Below are 15,816 nucleotides of genomic sequence, written 5' to 3' on the forward strand. Positions count from 1 at the left end.
CTCTAAACGGGCTGTTTTTCAAGGTTGTTGTTTTGAATCCCTGCAAATTGCCTGCGGCTGCGGTTCGATTGCAAATGCCGTTAGGTCCGTTCTTCAGGGATCTCTGTCAGATTTGTGATTGTTGAACTCATCGGGTTCTGATCATCTGCGATCTGAAAAAATATGCTCAGCCGATGGAAAGACGCGGATATGAAATTGGAATTCCACCATATCAACTTTGTCTCGCAAGATGTGGATCGTCTCCACGATTTTTACACGGGCGTTCTGGGGTTGGATGACATCCCGATCCAAAATTTCCCACGATCCGAGGATACGAAGGACCGGGGCTATAGCGGCAAGATCCGCTTTGCGACCGATGGGCAGATGCAGATGCACCTGGCCGAGAAAGACCTCGGCGTCGCCTTTAAGCATGGCGAAACGATAAACCCGGTCGAACGCGGCCACATCGCTTTTAGAACCGATGATATTGCGGCCTTCATGAAGCTGCTGGACGACAACGGCATTCCCTATTCGGATTATGGAACTGCCTTTGCCAAAGAATGGCATCAGGTGTTCTTTCACGACCCCGAAGGCAACGTCATCGAAGTCCATCAGGCGGTCTGAGTTTGGGTCTTAGGATGTGGCCTCCTCGAACCGGTGCCGGGTGGCGTCGAGATGGGATTGCATCGCTGCGCGGGCTTTACGGTGGTCGCGCTCCAGAACCGCCTGAATGATCTGCAGGTGATCTGAGGTCGCGGTCAGGTGATGGTGCATCTGATCTTCCAGCGGCCAAAGGTAGTGGTGGTTGAAGATCATCGAGATCGCGTCCTGAAACCCCACGATCAGCCTATTGTCGGCATGCGCGTTCAGAAACCGATGAAACTTGGTGTCCAGGGCGGGGAAATCCAAGTCAGCGAAATCGGAGTGCGCCGAAATCTCGAGATGATCCTGTTTCAACCTGATGAGCCCGCCCCAGAACGGGTCATTCTCGGGGATCTGGCAGAGCTTCTCGACTGCTATGCTTTCGAACATCACGCGGACCTCATGCAGCTCTAGCGCGTATTTTCGGGTGACGCCTTCCAAAACCCATCGGCGGTGGTGGTCCTTGCGGACGAAACCGAACCGGCTGAGCCCGATCAGAAATTCGCGCATGGTCTGGACCGAAACGTTGAGCTGTCGCGCCAGAAGCCTCTCGTTCAGCAGCGCGCCCGGACCGATATCCTCGCTTCGGATCATTTGCATGAATGTGGCCTCCAAGGCATCGCGCATGTCCATGGTTTCGCTGGCGGCGAAATAATCCCGCCGCTGAGGGACCCGAAGCAATTGCCGGTCTGGCCCGGCCTGCGTCAATATCCCTGCTTTTTCCAACCTCTTCAGAATTGCGCGCGCGGTTGTTCTGCTGACATCCAATTGTCGCGCGATCACCGAGATGTTCTGGATGCTGGGATTGGCGACCAAAGCGTCCAGCATGGCATTATAGGCGGCTTTGAAAACGCGATCTGGGCGTGCCATGACCATGTTCCTGATGTTCAATAAGATGTTTTTAATAGGGTTAAAGACATTTGAGCGCAAGTCGCCGACGGAATATGATCCGGGCAACCTGCGCTGAACATCAGCCACGCATTTGGTGCCGTGGCGAGCGCGGGGCGCAATGACATCACTGATTCAGGACACCCGAAAATGACGTCGAACACCTATGTGCCCAGCGCGACACGCTATGCGGAGATGACCTATAACTATTGCGGCAACAGCGGTCTGAAACTGCCCGCGATCTCGCTGGGGCTGTGGCATAATTTTGGTGCTGACCGGCCTCATCAGTTGAAACAAAAGCTTTGTCGAACGGCATTTGACCTGGGGATCACGCATTTTGATCTGGCCAACAATTATGGCCCGCCTGCGGGCAGCGCTGAAGAGGCGTTTGGTGAAATCCTGAAAAATGATTTTGCCGGTTACAGGGATGAATTGGTGATCTCGTCCAAAGCCGGATATGACATGTGGCCAGGCCCTTACGGCGAATGGGGCAGCCGTAAATACCTGATCGCGTCCTGTGACCAAAGCCTTCGGCGGATGGGTCTTGATTATGTGGATATCTTCTATTCGCATCGGTTTGATCCGAACACACCGCTCGAGGAAACCATGGGCGCGCTGGATCAGATCGTACGCTCTGGCAAGGCGCTTTATGTGGGGATTTCGTCCTATAATTCCCAACGCACGCGCGAGGCTGCGGCGATCCTGAAGGACCTTGGCACGCCCTGCATCATTCATCAGCCCAGCTACAACATGATTAACCGTTGGGTTGAGACGGACGGGCTGAAGGCCACCCTGCAAGAGTTGGGGATCGGGTCGATCGCGTTCACCCCTCTGGCGCAGGGAATGTTGACCGGCAAGTATCTGAGCGGCGTGCCGGAAGGCAGCCGAGCAACCGAAGACAAATCACTGAACCCCGATCTGCTGACCGAAAGCACGATCGAGAACCTGCGCAATCTGGATGCGATTGCCAAGAGGCGCGGTCAGACGCTGGCGCAGATGGCGATTGCCTGGGTGTTGCGCGATGGCGGGATCACCACGGCGTTGATCGGTGCATCCCGCAGTGAACAGATCGTCGACTGCGTCGGGGCGCTGAACAATATTGAATTCACGGTCGATGAACTGGCCGAAATCGACCGCTATTCGCAGAATGGCGAGGTCAACCTTTGGGCTCAATCCTCGGACAGCTAAATCCAATCGCCGGATCAGAAAAGGACTGAACATGAACAAACCCGTTATCGGATTCATTGGCGTTGGGCTGATGGGTCATGGCATGGCCAAAAACATCGTCGAAAATGGATACCCCCTTGTGGTGATGGGGCATCGCAACCGACAACCCGTCGAAGATCTTGTGCAGCGTGGTGCGACCGAAGTCACCTCGGCGCGTGAAATGGCCGAGGCCTGCGACATCATCCATTTGTGCGTCTCGGGCAGCCCGCAGGTCGAACAGCTGATCCGTGGCGAAAACGGTATCCTGGCCTCGGGCAAAAAAGGGTTGGTGGTTGTTGATTGTTCGACATCGGATCCCGTGTCGACCTTGCAACTTGTGCAAGATCTGCGGGCTGCGGGCATGGATCTTGCAGACGCGCCTTTGGGCCGAACTCCGAAAGAGGCCGAGGCCGGAACGCTGGATACAATGGTCGGCGCATCGCCCGAAACCTTGGCGCGCATCAAACCAGTACTGGAATGCTGGGCCGGTCTGGTCGTGCACATGGGTGAGGTCGGGATGGGTCACAAGATGAAGCTGGTCAACAACTTCGTCGCCATGGGCTATGCTGTTTTGTATTCCGAGGCGCTGGCCGTAGCCCGTAAGGCCGGGCTGACCGTAGAACAGGTGGATTCTGTTCTGCGTCCAAGCCGCCTGTCCAACGGGTTCTACGATACATTCATGAAATGGACGCTCGAAGGGGACGAAAACGCCCATCGCTTTGCCATCACGAACGCGCATAAAGACATGCGATATGTCGCGAACCTGGCCAATAGTATCGGCGCGGTCACGCCGGTACAGGCGACTCTGCGTAACGCGTTTGCGGCGATGGAGGCTGCAGGTCGGGGTGATGACTATGTACCCATGCTGGCTGATTTCGTTGCGGAAACCAATGGTCTGACCACGGACAAGTCCAAAGCTTAGGGCTGTACGCGCGGTTGTGGCGCATTCCACCTGTCAGGCAACGCCCTTATCCCGGTTCTCAACGGGATAGGGGACAAACATGGACAGCAACTCCCAACAGGAAGATGGATCACTGAAGCGGCCTCTGGCTGTTGCATTTGTGATTGGCATCGCTTTGGCGATCATTCTGTCCGTTTTTCTGTATATGTCCCGTGAAACCGGGAACCGGATAGGTGACATGCGAATGGCATGGCAGGACTATTCGGTCGAGACCACACCGCGTGGCTACTGGATATCGGACATTCGCGAAGACTTTGGCTATGGCGGACTGATCCACAACTTCAAGAATTATGTGCTGCGCAATGACCCCGATTTGGGTCCACGCCTGCGACGGCAGTCCCAAAGTCTGCTGGATACCATCGCAGCCTATCGCGCCTCGGACCCATCCCCCACTGAATTGGAAGCGTTAGCGCAGATCGAAGCGGTGGCCATGGAATACACTGGCAATATCCCTTTGATCGAGGAGGGTATCGGCGCAGGCCTGAGCGCAGAGCAGATCGATGCGTTGGTGCGTGTGGATGACCGCGACGCCCTGGCGGCGTTGCAGACCCTTGAAACCCTGTGGGTGCAAGAGCGCGACCGCAGTCTGTCCAGTATGGTGCGCGCGTTCTCGGACGGAGAACGTCTGGTCCGAAATTTCTCGTTTCTGCTGGTGGGGTTGATCGTTTTGGTGGGCGTGATCGCGATCCTGACCACTTTGCTGATCGCCAATATCTTGCGCACCAACCGTCGCCTAAAGGCCGAACTTGCCTTGCGTGAACAAGTGGAACTGGCCGAGCGCAAACTGGCGCGGGCGGTTGAACAAAGCCCGGCCTCGATCATCATCACCGACACCGACCTGAGGATTGAATACGCCAATCGCAAGTTCTTTGACCTCAGCGGGTACGGTCCGCACGAGGTCTATGGCCATTCGCCCAAAATGCTGCAATCGGGGCATTCGGGGCAGGGGGTCTATAGCGACCTGAAGGCCAAACTGAAAAGCGGCCAAAGCTGGTACGGTGTGTTTCGCAACCTGCGCAAAGACGGGACGCATTACTGGGTTTCGACCGCGATTTTCCCGCTGGTCGATCAGAATGGCAGCATCACCCACTATATCGGTATCGGCGAGGACATGACCGAATCCCGCCGCACGCGCGAGCAATTCGCTCAGGTCCAGAAGATGGAGGCTGTGGGCATTCTGGCCGGTTCGGTCGCGCACGACTTCAACAACGTGCTGATGAGCGTGATCGGAAATGCCGAGCTGATCGAGTTGGACGCCGAGGACAACGAGGACATTCAGACCTCGGTCAACCATATTCGTATCGCGGCACGTCGCGCTCAGGCGCTTGTGCGCAAGATGCTGACCTTTGCCCGCCAGCGGCCTCGAAATCCGCAACGCGGCGATATGGTCAAAGCCACGCAAGAGGCGTTGGACCTGATCAAGGTTGCCGCGCCTCCCAGCGTGAAGACCCGCTTTGACATCGACATTGAACAGGCTTTTGCTGAATTCGACGGTACATTGTTTTTTCAGACCCTGCTGAACCTGTGCCACAACGCGTTCGAAGCCATCGGCGATCACCCGGGCGACGTTGTGTTGTGCATCAGTCAGGCCGAGGATGAATCCCTTGACGATCTGCCGGACGATGCGATTGGGGTGATCCGACTGGATGTAACCGATGACGGGCCGGGGATGACGCCCGAGGTGCAAGAGAAGATATTCGAACCCTTTTTTTCTACCAAACCGGTCGGGAAAGGCACCGGTCTGGGTATGGCGATCGTCCGCAACAGCGTCGAGGAATGCCGCGGGCGGGTCGAACTGTCCTCGACGCCGGGCAAGGGGACCCGGTTCAGCCTGTTCTATCCCATGATGCCGATTCTGAGTGGGCAACAGCAGCAAGAGGCCCGCGCAGTCACCGGGGACGAACACATCCTGCTGGTCGATGACGATGAGAACATTCTATATGTCACGCGCCGGTTGCTGACGCGATATGGCTACCGGGTCGAGGCCTATTCGCAACCAATGCGCGCGTTGGACGCCTTTCGGGCGGCGCCCGACAGCTATGATGTGATCGTGTCAGATTTGATGATGCCAGAGCTTATGGGCACTGACCTTATCGCCTCGGTGCAGGCCGTCCGACCGGATGTTCCTACGATTCTTGTCAGTAGTTATTTCGATGATGCAGACAGTCCGGCTGAAAGCGATCAAACGGTACGGGTGCAAAAACCGTATGATGTTCAAAGTCTTGCACGTATTATCCGGAGCCTTATGGCCTAGGGTCTCGTTACATTTCTTCACAACTCTTCACACTCTTTAATCCATTTCAAATTCTGGTGACACATCTGCCCCCTAAGGTTCGCTCAGCCGGTCCTCGGCCAAACCGAGTGATCGGAATAGCGATAAAGGGGCTTTTAGATGATGACCAAAGCCAGAACATGGTTCTCGGCGCTGTCGACAGTTTCGCTGCTGACGATGAGCGCTGCGTTCCCGGTTCACCAGGCCCAGGCGGATGAGCCGGGCCCGGTAGAAGCCATAGAGTTCGACCCAGCCAAGGCGGCCCTTGGCAAACGACTTTTCTTTGATCCGCGACTGTCCGGCGACGCTGCGCTGTCCTGTTCCAGTTGCCACCAGCCGGAAAACGGGTTCACCGACGGGCAGGCCCTGTCGGACGCCTATACGGGCAACCTGCATTTCCGCAACGTGCCGACGCTGATCAACAGCGCCAAGCGCGAGGCATGGTTCCATGACGGGCGGATAGGCACCAACCTGAATGACGTGACCCGCGAAAGCATCACCGAGACCTATTCCATGAACATGGACATGCGTCTGATGCAGGAACGCATCAAGCAGGACCCGGTCTATGTCGAGATGTTCGAAGCCGCGGGATTTGGTGAACCTTCGAACGGTGGCGTCCGTAACGCGATCCCGGAATATCTGAAAACGCTGATCTCGCGCGGCGCGCCCTTCGACACTGGAGAGATGTCGGACGAGGCCAAGGCGGGGTATGAGCTGTTCAACGCCAGCGGCTGTAATTCGTGCCACTCGGGCGAACGGTTCACCGATGACCTGCCGCACAATATCGGCGTCGGTGACAACCCTGACATCTGGGCGGACCCGACCCGTCACATCACCTTCGTGACGATGATGAAGTTCCTCGGCGTCGAGAACTACATGAACCTGCGCGCCGACCCCGGAGCGTATATCCGCACCCACACTGCCGACACGTTCGGCACCTTCATGACCCCCACGCTGCGCGAGCTGACCTATACCGCGCCGTATATGCACAACGGCACGATGGAAACGCTCGAAGATGTGGTGGCCTTCTACAACGCCGGTGGCGGTGACGATGAAAACAAGGATCCGCGCATCAAGCCGCTGAACCTTTCTGAGACCGAACAAGCGCGGCTGGTGGCCTTCCTTAAGGCTCTGTCAGGCGAGCCGCTGACCGGGCCCGAATTCGTCGCCGAAGAGATCGATACGGACTATGCGCCGATCGAAAACTGGCGCGAAACGACAAACTGAGGAGTGGACCCATGAAAGACCTTAAGTCTTACCTTTCAGGCACAATCGCCACCGCTGCCTTGTTTGCCGCCATCGGTTCGCAAGCGTTCGCTGCGGACAGTATCGCGATTGAGGCCGGTATCGGCGGCGCAGACCCCGATCCCGATGCGCCGTTAGTGGCGCTGGGCGAGCCGCCCATCCCGCTGGACAACCCGCAGACCGAGGCCAAGATCGAACTGGGCAAGATGCTGTTCTTCGATCCTCGGCTGGGCGGAAACGAGACAACGCCGTGTTCGGCCTGTCACCTGCCCGATGTGGGCTGGGACGTCGAAGCGCCGATCTCGTTCGGTTATCCCGGCACGACTCACTGGCGCAACAGCCAGACCATCGTGAACTCGGCGTACTACGGCAAACTGTTCTGGGCGGGATCAAGTAAGAGCCTTGAAAGCCAGGCCAAATCCGCTGCAGGCGGTGCAGTCGCCGGCAACGGCGAGGCCGACATGATGGAGGCCCGCCTGGCCTTTGTGCCCGAATATGTCGAACGCTTTAACGATGTCTTCGGCGATCAATGGCCGCGCATCAGCAACGCATGGCGCGCAATCGCTGCGTTTGAACGCACCATCGTTCAGACCGACACGCCCTTCGACAACTACCTGCGCGGGGATGATGCGGCGCTGACCGACGAGCAGAAACGCGGGCTGGAGCTGTTTACCGGCAAGGCGCAATGTTCCGAATGCCACAACGGCGCGCTGCTGTCGGATGAGAAGTACTACAACACCGGCGTTCCACCTTATAGCGGCTGGGAAGATGACGGTCTGGCGCAAGTGACCTTCCGGTATGAGCTCTATGCCAAAGGCTCGACCGAGGATTTCTATCGCCACACCAAAGACGACCCCGGTTTCTATTTCCGCACCAAGGAAAAGGCCGATCTGGGCAAGTTCCGCACGCCAAGCCTGCGCTACACCCTCTACACCGAACCCTACATGCATAACGGCATGTTGGAGACGCTCGAGGACGTGGTTGAATTCTACAACCAGGGCGGTGGCGAGAATGAATTCGCAGCAACCAAATCCGATCTGATCCAGCCGCTTGGCCTGAACGATCAGGAAAAGGCGGATCTGGTGGCCTTCCTGAAATCCCTGTCCGGTGACGAGATCTTGGTCGAAGAGCCCGATCTGCCGGATTACCAGCCGCTTTCTGCGGTTGCAGCAGAGGAGTAAGCGTCATGAAAGATCATAACGCAACCGGATGCAGCTGTTCTGGCGAGGCCAAGAAGGCCTGCACCGTGAACCGCCGCCAGTTCCTGTTCGCCTCGGGCGCAACAACCTTTGCCGTGATGGTGGCCATGCCCACTCGCCACGGCCAGGCTGAACAGGTTCCTGCCCTTGTGTCCACCTATCCGCGCAAGCTGATCGGCAAACTGTCCGAGCTGGAACAGGATGTCCCGGTCGAGTTCTACTACCCCGATGAGGGCGACTATTCGGACTCGATTCTGGTCAAGACCGGCGTGGAAAGCGGCGGTGGCATTGGTCCGCAAAAGGACGTTGTGGCCTTCAACCTCACCTGCACCCACCAGGGCGGGTCGATGTATGACAGCTACAAACCCGAACATAAGGTGCTGGGCCCGTGCCCGCTGCACCTGTCCACCTATGACGTGACACGGCACGGCATCCTCGTTTCGGGGCAAGCCTATCAGTCGCTGCCGCAGGTCCTTTTGGAACTGGACGGTGATGACATCTACGCCGTCGGCATGTTCGGCCTGATCTACGGCCGCTACGACAACCTGATTGCATAAGGGAAGGGGATACTCACATGGCAACCCCGTATTACGTACCCGAAACCAACGTCCCGCTGCCGCCCAAAGGCGCCGAGGTCATCTCGACCGCCTGCGACTACTGCATCGTGGCCTGTGGTTACAAAGTCTACCGCTGGCCCGTGACGGCCAAACCCGGTGGCCCCACCGCAGACGAAAACGCCTTTGGCGAGGATTTCCCTGTTGCACCGCTGGGTGCATGGGTCGCGCCGAACCAGCACAATATCGTTCTGCACAAAGGTCAGCCGCACCACGTGGTGATCATCCCGGACAAGGACACGCAATACGTCAACACCGACGGCGACAGCTCCTTGCGGGGCGGGTGTATTGCGCAGAAATGCTATAACCCGCAGACACCGACACGTGACCGTCTGAAGACACCGCTGATGCGGATCTACGGCACGCTGATGCCGGTTCCGTGGGATCTGGCGCTGGATGTGGCGGCTGAGGTGGGCAACCACGTCATCGCCAAGCACGGCACCAATGCCTATGGCGTGAAAACCTTCAGCTATCAGTATATCGAGAACACCTATGCGATCTCGAAATACGCGCTGCGTCATATCAACACCGCCAACTTCACCTTCCACGACACGCCGTCCGACGTGACCTCAACCCCCGGCTTCCGGGATGCGGGTTTCGACAACTTCGGCCCGTCCTACGAAGACTGGCGCGATGCAGAGACCCTGCTGGTCTGCGGTACCGACCCGTATGAGACCAAGACCATCCTCTATACCCAGTGGATGATGAAGGGGATGCAGAACGGTCAGAAAGAGATCTATCTGATCCCGCGCAGCTCGGCCGGTGTGGCCCATGCGGTCAAGATGGGTGGCCTGCATATCGACGTTCTGCCCGGCACTGACCTGCTGGTCGTCAACGCCATCGCCCGCGTAATCGTGGAAAATGGCTGGGAAGACAGTGACTGGATCAAGAAATGGGTCAACAACAAGTGGGAAAGCTCGTCCGGCTTTGGCCAGGGCACCCGCAACACGCCATGGCAGTGGCGCACGACCTGGGGCAAGTTCCAGACCAAAGGCTTTGAGGACTGGAAAGAGTGGCTGCTGTCGCAGGACGAGTTCGCGCCCGAGACCGCTGCCGCAATGGCCGAAATCGATGTGCAGAAAATCTATACTGCCGCCGAATGGCTGGCCAAACCCAAGGCAGATGGCACACGACCCAAAACCTCGGTCATGATCGAGAAAGGGTTCTACTGGTCCAACAACACCGGCAACACGCAGGCGATCTCGGCTCTGGGTATCATCTGTGGCTGTGGCGGTCGTCCGGGTCAGGTCATTGGCCGGGCCGGTGGTCACCAGCGGGGCGGCGTGAAGGGCGGGAAGTACCCGCGCAACAAATCGCCCGAGAAACTGCCCGGTCGCCGTCGCCGCGCCATGGATACCGACCGGTATTTGATCGCAGGTCATACCCGTATGGCCCACGTGATCGGCACCACATGGATCCAGTCCATGTGCGGCAGCCAACAACTGGCCGACAAGTTCGAGGAGCTGACCGTCCGCAACCCGCACCAGATCGCCTCTTTCGACAAGCAAGAGATGATCGACACGCTGAAGGCCCGCGCCGACAGCGGCGGTATGGTGGTGATCAACCAGGACATCTATCTGCAGGACCCGATCGGCAACCGCTATGCCGACATCGTGTTCCCCGCAGCGACCTGGGGTGAGGAAGATTTCCTGCGCGCAAACGGCGAACGCCGCTTGCGTCTGTACCAGAAGTTCTATGATGCCCCCGGTGCGGCGAAACCTGACTGGTGGATCATTGCGCAACTGGCACAGCGGATGGGCTTTGACGGGTTCGACTGGCAGAACTCGAACGAGGTCGCGGAAGAGGCCGTGCGCTTTACCCGCGGGTCGCGCAAGGACTTCCACGCGGTTTATCGTCTGGCCAAGAAGGAAGGCAAAGGTCTGCACCAGAAGGTCCGTGAGTTTGGCACTGATGGGGTTCAATGCCCGGTCATGCTGGATGCCGATGGGGTCACGCTGATTGAGACCAAGCGTCTGCATGACACAACCCGCGAACTGCCCGATACCGGTGCGGCTGGTGCGGATGTGTTCAACAAGAAGCTGACGCATTTCAACAGCCAGACCGGCAAGTGCAACATCCAGAAATCGCCCTGGGGCCTGTTCTCGGACTATTGGGAATGGCTCAGCCCGAACAAGGAAGAAGGCGAGTTGTGGGCGACCTCCGGTCGGATCAACGAACGCTGGCAGTCTGGCTTTGACGACCGTCGCCGCCCGTATATCGTGCAGCGCTGGCCGGAAAACTGGGTTGAGATTCACCCCGACGATGCGGCCGAGCGTGGTATCGAAAGCGGCGACTACGTGATGGTCTATTCGGAACGCGTTCCGGGCAACAAGACCACGCTGCTGGGTGTGGAAGGCGATGACTTCCAGTTTTCGAAACTGATGGAGAACGGGCATATCGAACTGACCAAAGCGGCGATCACCGCCGTGGCCATGGTCACGCCCGCCATCAAGAAAAGCGTGGTCTACATGGACTTCCTGCACATGCAGCAGCCCGCGAACGCGCTTGAGGGCCGGATCGTCGACTGGATCAGTGGCAACTACAACTACAAGATGGGCGTTGCCAAGCTGCGGAAACTGGGGCCGAGCCCCTACAAGACCTCGTTCCGCACGATGTCCTTTGCGCCGCGCGACATCGCCTGACGGCTTTCCGGGGGGGCGGTCGCCATGCCGCCCCCCGGGTCTGGTCCCACTGCAGAAGGGACCATGGGCCGGGCGTCCCCGGCCTAACTGGAAGGCAGGTATCGGTTGGGAAATCTGCCTTCCACTTTCACCCAACCCCACCCAACCGCAAAACATGGCAGACCCGATATGAACATGCATTCCGATACCGCCCTGCGTGATGAGGCCACCAGCCTGTTCTCTGACTACGCAAAATCCGAATATGACGTGATCCGCCTGCGCGCCATTCAGGCCCTGAGTGCCATTGGTGCCGCCAATAGCCCGGCCTTGGTCGAGGCGCTGTTGGATGACGATGAAGACGTCCGGCAGGACGCCGCCCAAGCGCTGGGCGCGCTGGGTGTTCAGGACGCAGCAACTCAACTGCTGGAAAACCTGATCCACGATCCGTGTGGCGAGGTAAAACTGGCCTGCGTCACCGCTCTGGCCGAGTTGAAATCCGAAGACGCTGCCCCCTATCTGCGCACACTCGTCACCGGGCGCGGCGAGGACATCACATGGGACGAGGACGAGCTACACCAGGACGAATGGGACGATTGGCTGGACACGCAGATCGCCTCGATCAAAGCGCTGGGCCGGATGGGCGATGTGGCGGCGATTGAACCCATCGTCATGGCCCTGATGGATGAAGACGGGCAGGAACTGGGCGATGTAGCCTGCGAAGCGCTGGGCCGGATTGGTGAGGCATCAGTGCCGACGCTGGGCGTTTTCACCCAATCCTCGAACCGCCGCCTGCGCCATCGTGCCTTGCGGACGCTCGCCGCCATCGGTGGGGCCGAGGCCGAAGCGATCCTGCGCGAAGCCACCACCGACAAGGATGGGGCCGTGCGCCTGATCGCGTATGAAGCACTGATGACAAACGATGCCGCGCTGGTCGAACAGGCGCTGACCGATGCGGTCGAGGACATCCGTATTGCCGCGCTGAACCAAGCTGGGTTTTCGGAACCCGAGCTGCTGGACCGCATGATGCGCGACCCCGGTGCCAAGGTGCAACTGGCGCTGATTGAGCGGCTGGATCGCACAACGCCGATTGCCGACCAGGACGATCTGCGCTGGCAGGTGCTGGATTTCCTCGCCACCGGTCAACAGCCCGAAGTGTCCGCGCAGGCGCTGGGCCTGCTGGCGGCGCTTGCCCCGGAATTGGTGGCCGACCGGCTCAATTCGCTGTTCTCGGTCGATGCCGATGACCTCAAGGCCGAGCGCCTGCAATGGGCTATCGTCGATGCGCTGGCGAACTCGCCCCTTCGTGAGGCGACAGAATGGCTGCAACGCGCCTGCCGCGCGCCCTTCCGGTCAGTGCGGTTGAAGGCCGTTGCGTCGCTGGCGATGATCGTCACGGATGCCGACCGTCCGCATGTGAACCAGCAACAAGGGCGCGAGTTGCTGCTGTCCTTCGCGCTGGCCCCGATGCCTGTTGCTGCCGACGAAGCCGCAGAAGAAGAGACCCAGCCAACCGATATCGCCGCGCTGGAAGAGGCCGGGTTGGATGTGTCCGAGGGCGGCGAGAATGGCCCGACCTCAAGCCTTGGTGCGATTCTGGGACATGACGCGATTGCCGCCGAGATGACGCAGGAAGCGCAAGAGGATGAGGTGCAACCCCTGACTCCGCGCGAACAGGCGCTGCTGGCCAAGGCGACCCGTCACCCCAAACGCCGCCGCGTAGCGCTGGATGACGATGCCGATGCGCTGCAGCGTGAAACCCGCATGTCCGCCATCCGCCTGTTGGGCGAGGTCAAGGGAATGCAGGTCATGCTGGCGCAGATTGCGCAAGACCCGGAAACCGAGATCGCGCTGCAGGCGTTTGCCGCGCTGGGTGTGGCCGTCACGCGCCATGGTGCGGAATTGGATCAAGCCCAGCTGGTCGATTTGATCACCAAGGGGTTGTCGCACACGGACTCCGCGCTTTCTCTGCAAGCATTGAAGCTGCTGCAACAAGCTGATCTGCCGCCGCAGGACAACCTGCGGGGTAAGCTGCGTGCGATGGTGAAAACCGGCGATACGCCGTTCCGCATCGACGCCATGCATATCCTGACCCGATGGGACGGCACCCCGGATGTGGCACGCAGCCTGCTGGACGATGTCTCGGCCCCGGTACGGCAGGCGGCTATGCGGCTGCTGTCGGAAACCGCTCCAGATCAGGCGGGGGCGGCCATCGTACCTTTCCTGCTGGCCAACCCCGAGCAGCGTATTGTGACCTATGTCAAGGACAGCCCCCCCGCGATCGTGTCCATTGGCCGCGAACTGCTGGCCGAACTGCGCGACGAAGACCGACGCGCGCAATGGCCGGTGATGATAAACGCATTGGCTGATCTGTTGGGGGAACCCGCACGGGCAGCCTAACTGCCCGGAGGGACAGATGAGCATTTCGCTGAAACTGGCTGCAGCGATATTGGCGGGCGCAATGACCATTGCTCCCGCCCTTTATGCCGATGACCTCCCTGACGTTGCCGTCGTTCACCAGATCATCGACCTGAATGCAGACACCCCGGTCCATGCATTTCGATTCGAACCCAAGTTCCTGCAAGTGCCCGCTGGTTCCACGGTGCGGTTCAAGGGCTCGACCGGGCGGCATACGGTGACATCCATCCGTCCGATGATCCCCGAGGACGCACGCAGTTTCGAAATTCGCGGCAAGCCCGAGCTGGATCTGACCTTCGAGCATGAGGGCGTCTATGGCATTCGCTGCCGCGTTCATGGCCGGCACGGCATGGTTATGCTGCTGGTGGTGGGCGACCCCAACGCAAATCTCGAGGACGCCCGCGACCACCTGCCCAATCTGGGCGAGGCGGAACGCGCGGAGTTCGAGGAACTCTTGACATATCTGGAGGCTCAAAATGGCTGATGGCTGCGCCTGCGATCGGCAGGCTCATATGTTTCTGACGGTTTCCCAGGCCCTGACCAAGGGCCTGTCGGTGGCCGACCCGATCACCAAAACGGAAACCCTGCCGTTGATTGACGCTATTGGGCGGGTGCTGGCCGAGGATTGCACCAGCAAGGTGGATATGCCCGCTTTTGATAACTCGGCGATGGATGGCTATGCGGTGCGCACTGCCGACTTGGGCGAAGGTCCGCTGTTTGAACTGCCCGTCGCGGGACGGATCGCTGCCGGGGATAGCGGCGCGCATGACGCTCTTGCGGGCAGTGCGCTGCGGATCTTCACGGGCGCGCCGGTCCCGCCGGATTTCGACGCCATTTTGATGCAGGAAGATTGTGATGCCACCGTCTCAGGCATTCGGTTCTCGCGTCGCCCCAAGCCCGGCCAGCACATCCGCCGTGTGGGCGAAGACCTGAAGGCTGGCGCCCCGATCCTGCGCCGTGGTTGTGAGATCACTGCGCGTGAGGCTGCCGCGCTGGCATCGTCCGGCTATGGCGAGGTCACGGTTTATCGCAAGCTGAAAGTCACGATCTTTTCCACCGGTAGCGAGCTGCAACAACCCGGCGAGGCGTTGGGACCGGGGCAGATCTACAACTCGAACCGCTATATGCTGCGGGCGCTGCTGGACAAGCCGTGGATCGCCCTGACCGACAAAGGCCCGGTCGAGGACAACCCCGCCAAGCTGGAACAGGTGCTGCGAGAGGCTTGCGACAGCTCTGATCTGATCATTACCACGGGCGGCGTATCGGTCGGAGATGAAGACCACATGCCGCGTCTGTTCGAGACCATCGGCGGCAAGCCGGATGTGATGAAAGTGGCTATGAAACCGGGCAAGCCGATAGTGTTCGGGCGGCGTGGGGATGCGCTTTATGTTGGGCTGCCGGGCAATCCGGTTTCGGCCTATGTCACATGGCAGATTGTCGGATCGCACATGATGGCGCGGCGCGCCGGTTTGCATCACGCGGCTCAGACCCCGGAACAGGCAGTTCTAGCCGAGCCGCTGAGCCGCCGGGCCGGTCGTCAGGAATACCGACCCGTTGTGATCGAGGGGGCAGAGCCTGACGGAACACCGCGTCTGCGCCTGATGGCAGCGTCTTACAGCGGACGTGTTGCGCTGTTGGCGCAGTCGGATGGGCTGGCGGTGATCCCTGCGGAAACCGAAGCCTTGCCGCAGGGCCATAGCTTGTCTTTCCTGCGGTTCTGATGTCGGGGCAGAGCTCGTTCTTGCAAGTGTCGGGGGGCTGCGGCTACAACAGT

General features: G+C 59.3%; 12 protein-coding genes. 11 read left to right on the forward strand and 1 reads right to left on the reverse strand.

The annotated features are described in order from the left end of the window. Positions 1 to 189 precede the first annotated feature (189 nt). Complete coding sequence (locus AC2FF7_RS13540) at positions 190 to 603, forward strand: VOC family protein (protein WP_353392843.1); 414 nt, start codon at positions 190 to 192, stop codon at positions 601 to 603. Positions 604 to 612: 9 nt separating this feature from the next. Here the strand turns inward: AC2FF7_RS13540 and AC2FF7_RS13545 are convergent, their stop codons facing one another. Next, positions 613 to 1,491 carry an FCD domain-containing protein gene (locus tag AC2FF7_RS13545; protein WP_496905785.1) on the reverse strand — a complete coding sequence of 293 codons (879 nt, stop codon included), beginning with the start codon at positions 1,489 to 1,491 and terminating at the stop codon, positions 613 to 615. A gap of 168 nt (positions 1,492 to 1,659) precedes the next feature. Between AC2FF7_RS13545 and mgrA the strand changes: the two genes are divergently transcribed. From mgrA to AC2FF7_RS13595, 10 genes are all read left to right on the forward strand, one after another. After that, positions 1,660 to 2,697 carry an L-glyceraldehyde 3-phosphate reductase gene (gene mgrA / locus AC2FF7_RS13550; RefSeq protein WP_496850703.1) on the forward strand — a complete coding sequence of 346 codons (1,038 nt, stop codon included), beginning with the start codon at positions 1,660 to 1,662 and terminating at the stop codon, positions 2,695 to 2,697. Next, entirely contained in the window at positions 2,657 to 3,637 is a 981-nt protein-coding gene (locus AC2FF7_RS13555; RefSeq protein WP_496905786.1) for an NAD(P)-dependent oxidoreductase, read from the forward strand. The genes mgrA and AC2FF7_RS13555 overlap by 41 nt, the downstream gene beginning before the upstream one ends. Before the next feature lie 79 nt (positions 3,638 to 3,716). Then, positions 3,717 to 5,930, forward strand: a complete 2,214-nt coding sequence (locus AC2FF7_RS13560; RefSeq protein ID WP_496905787.1) for a hybrid sensor histidine kinase/response regulator — start codon at positions 3,717 to 3,719, stop codon at positions 5,928 to 5,930. 138 nt (positions 5,931 to 6,068) lie between these two features. Then, complete coding sequence (locus AC2FF7_RS13565) at positions 6,069 to 7,175, forward strand: cytochrome-c peroxidase (RefSeq protein ID WP_234899494.1); 1,107 nt, start codon at positions 6,069 to 6,071, stop codon at positions 7,173 to 7,175. An 11-nt stretch (positions 7,176 to 7,186) separates the two neighbouring features. After that, positions 7,187 to 8,374: a cytochrome-c peroxidase gene (locus AC2FF7_RS13570; protein ID WP_353392855.1), complete on the forward strand. Its 1,188-nt coding sequence runs from the start codon at positions 7,187 to 7,189 to the stop codon at positions 8,372 to 8,374. A 5-nt stretch (positions 8,375 to 8,379) separates the two neighbouring features. Beyond that, positions 8,380 to 8,949, forward strand: coding sequence for an arsenate reductase (azurin) small subunit (locus AC2FF7_RS13575; protein WP_170724694.1), 570 nt, complete (start codon positions 8,380 to 8,382; stop codon positions 8,947 to 8,949). A gap of 17 nt (positions 8,950 to 8,966) precedes the next feature. After that, complete coding sequence (locus tag AC2FF7_RS13580) at positions 8,967 to 11,648, forward strand: arsenate reductase (azurin) large subunit (RefSeq protein WP_480869179.1); 2,682 nt, start codon at positions 8,967 to 8,969, stop codon at positions 11,646 to 11,648. A 168-nt stretch (positions 11,649 to 11,816) separates the two neighbouring features. After that, positions 11,817 to 14,024: a HEAT repeat domain-containing protein gene (locus AC2FF7_RS13585; protein WP_496905788.1), complete on the forward strand. Its 2,208-nt coding sequence runs from the start codon at positions 11,817 to 11,819 to the stop codon at positions 14,022 to 14,024. Between the two features lie 16 nt (positions 14,025 to 14,040). Beyond that, positions 14,041 to 14,526: a plastocyanin/azurin family copper-binding protein gene (locus tag AC2FF7_RS13590; protein WP_480869183.1), complete on the forward strand. Its 486-nt coding sequence runs from the start codon at positions 14,041 to 14,043 to the stop codon at positions 14,524 to 14,526. Further along, positions 14,519 to 15,763, forward strand: a complete 1,245-nt coding sequence (locus AC2FF7_RS13595; RefSeq protein WP_480869185.1) for a molybdopterin molybdotransferase MoeA — start codon at positions 14,519 to 14,521, stop codon at positions 15,761 to 15,763. Before AC2FF7_RS13590 ends, AC2FF7_RS13595 begins: the two co-directional genes overlap by 8 nt. Positions 15,764 to 15,816: the final 53 nt, after the last annotated feature.

The sequence above is a fragment of the Ruegeria sp. YTSC325 genome, from assembly GCF_059609525.1.

Bases quoted from the DNA above. Each gene is read 5' to 3' on its own strand.
- AC2FF7_RS13540 (WP_353392843.1), top strand. From the start codon at position 190: ATGAAATTGGAATTCCACCATATCAACTTTGTCTCGCAAGATGTGGAT.
- AC2FF7_RS13545 (WP_496905785.1), bottom strand. From the start codon at position 1,491: ATGGCACGCCCAGATCGCGTTTTCAAAGCCGCCTATAATGCCATGCTG.
- mgrA (WP_496850703.1), top strand. From the start codon at position 1,660: ATGACGTCGAACACCTATGTGCCCAGCGCGACACGCTATGCGGAGATG.
- AC2FF7_RS13555 (WP_496905786.1), top strand. From the start codon at position 2,657: ATGGCGAGGTCAACCTTTGGGCTCAATCCTCGGACAGCTAAATCCAAT.
- AC2FF7_RS13560 (WP_496905787.1), top strand. From the start codon at position 3,717: ATGGACAGCAACTCCCAACAGGAAGATGGATCACTGAAGCGGCCTCTG.
- AC2FF7_RS13565 (WP_234899494.1), top strand. From the start codon at position 6,069: ATGATGACCAAAGCCAGAACATGGTTCTCGGCGCTGTCGACAGTTTCG.
- AC2FF7_RS13570 (WP_353392855.1), top strand. From the start codon at position 7,187: ATGAAAGACCTTAAGTCTTACCTTTCAGGCACAATCGCCACCGCTGCC.
- AC2FF7_RS13575 (WP_170724694.1), top strand. From the start codon at position 8,380: ATGAAAGATCATAACGCAACCGGATGCAGCTGTTCTGGCGAGGCCAAG.
- AC2FF7_RS13580 (WP_480869179.1), top strand. From the start codon at position 8,967: ATGGCAACCCCGTATTACGTACCCGAAACCAACGTCCCGCTGCCGCCC.
- AC2FF7_RS13585 (WP_496905788.1), top strand. From the start codon at position 11,817: ATGAACATGCATTCCGATACCGCCCTGCGTGATGAGGCCACCAGCCTG.
- AC2FF7_RS13590 (WP_480869183.1), top strand. From the start codon at position 14,041: ATGAGCATTTCGCTGAAACTGGCTGCAGCGATATTGGCGGGCGCAATG.
- AC2FF7_RS13595 (WP_480869185.1), top strand. From the start codon at position 14,519: ATGGCTGATGGCTGCGCCTGCGATCGGCAGGCTCATATGTTTCTGACG.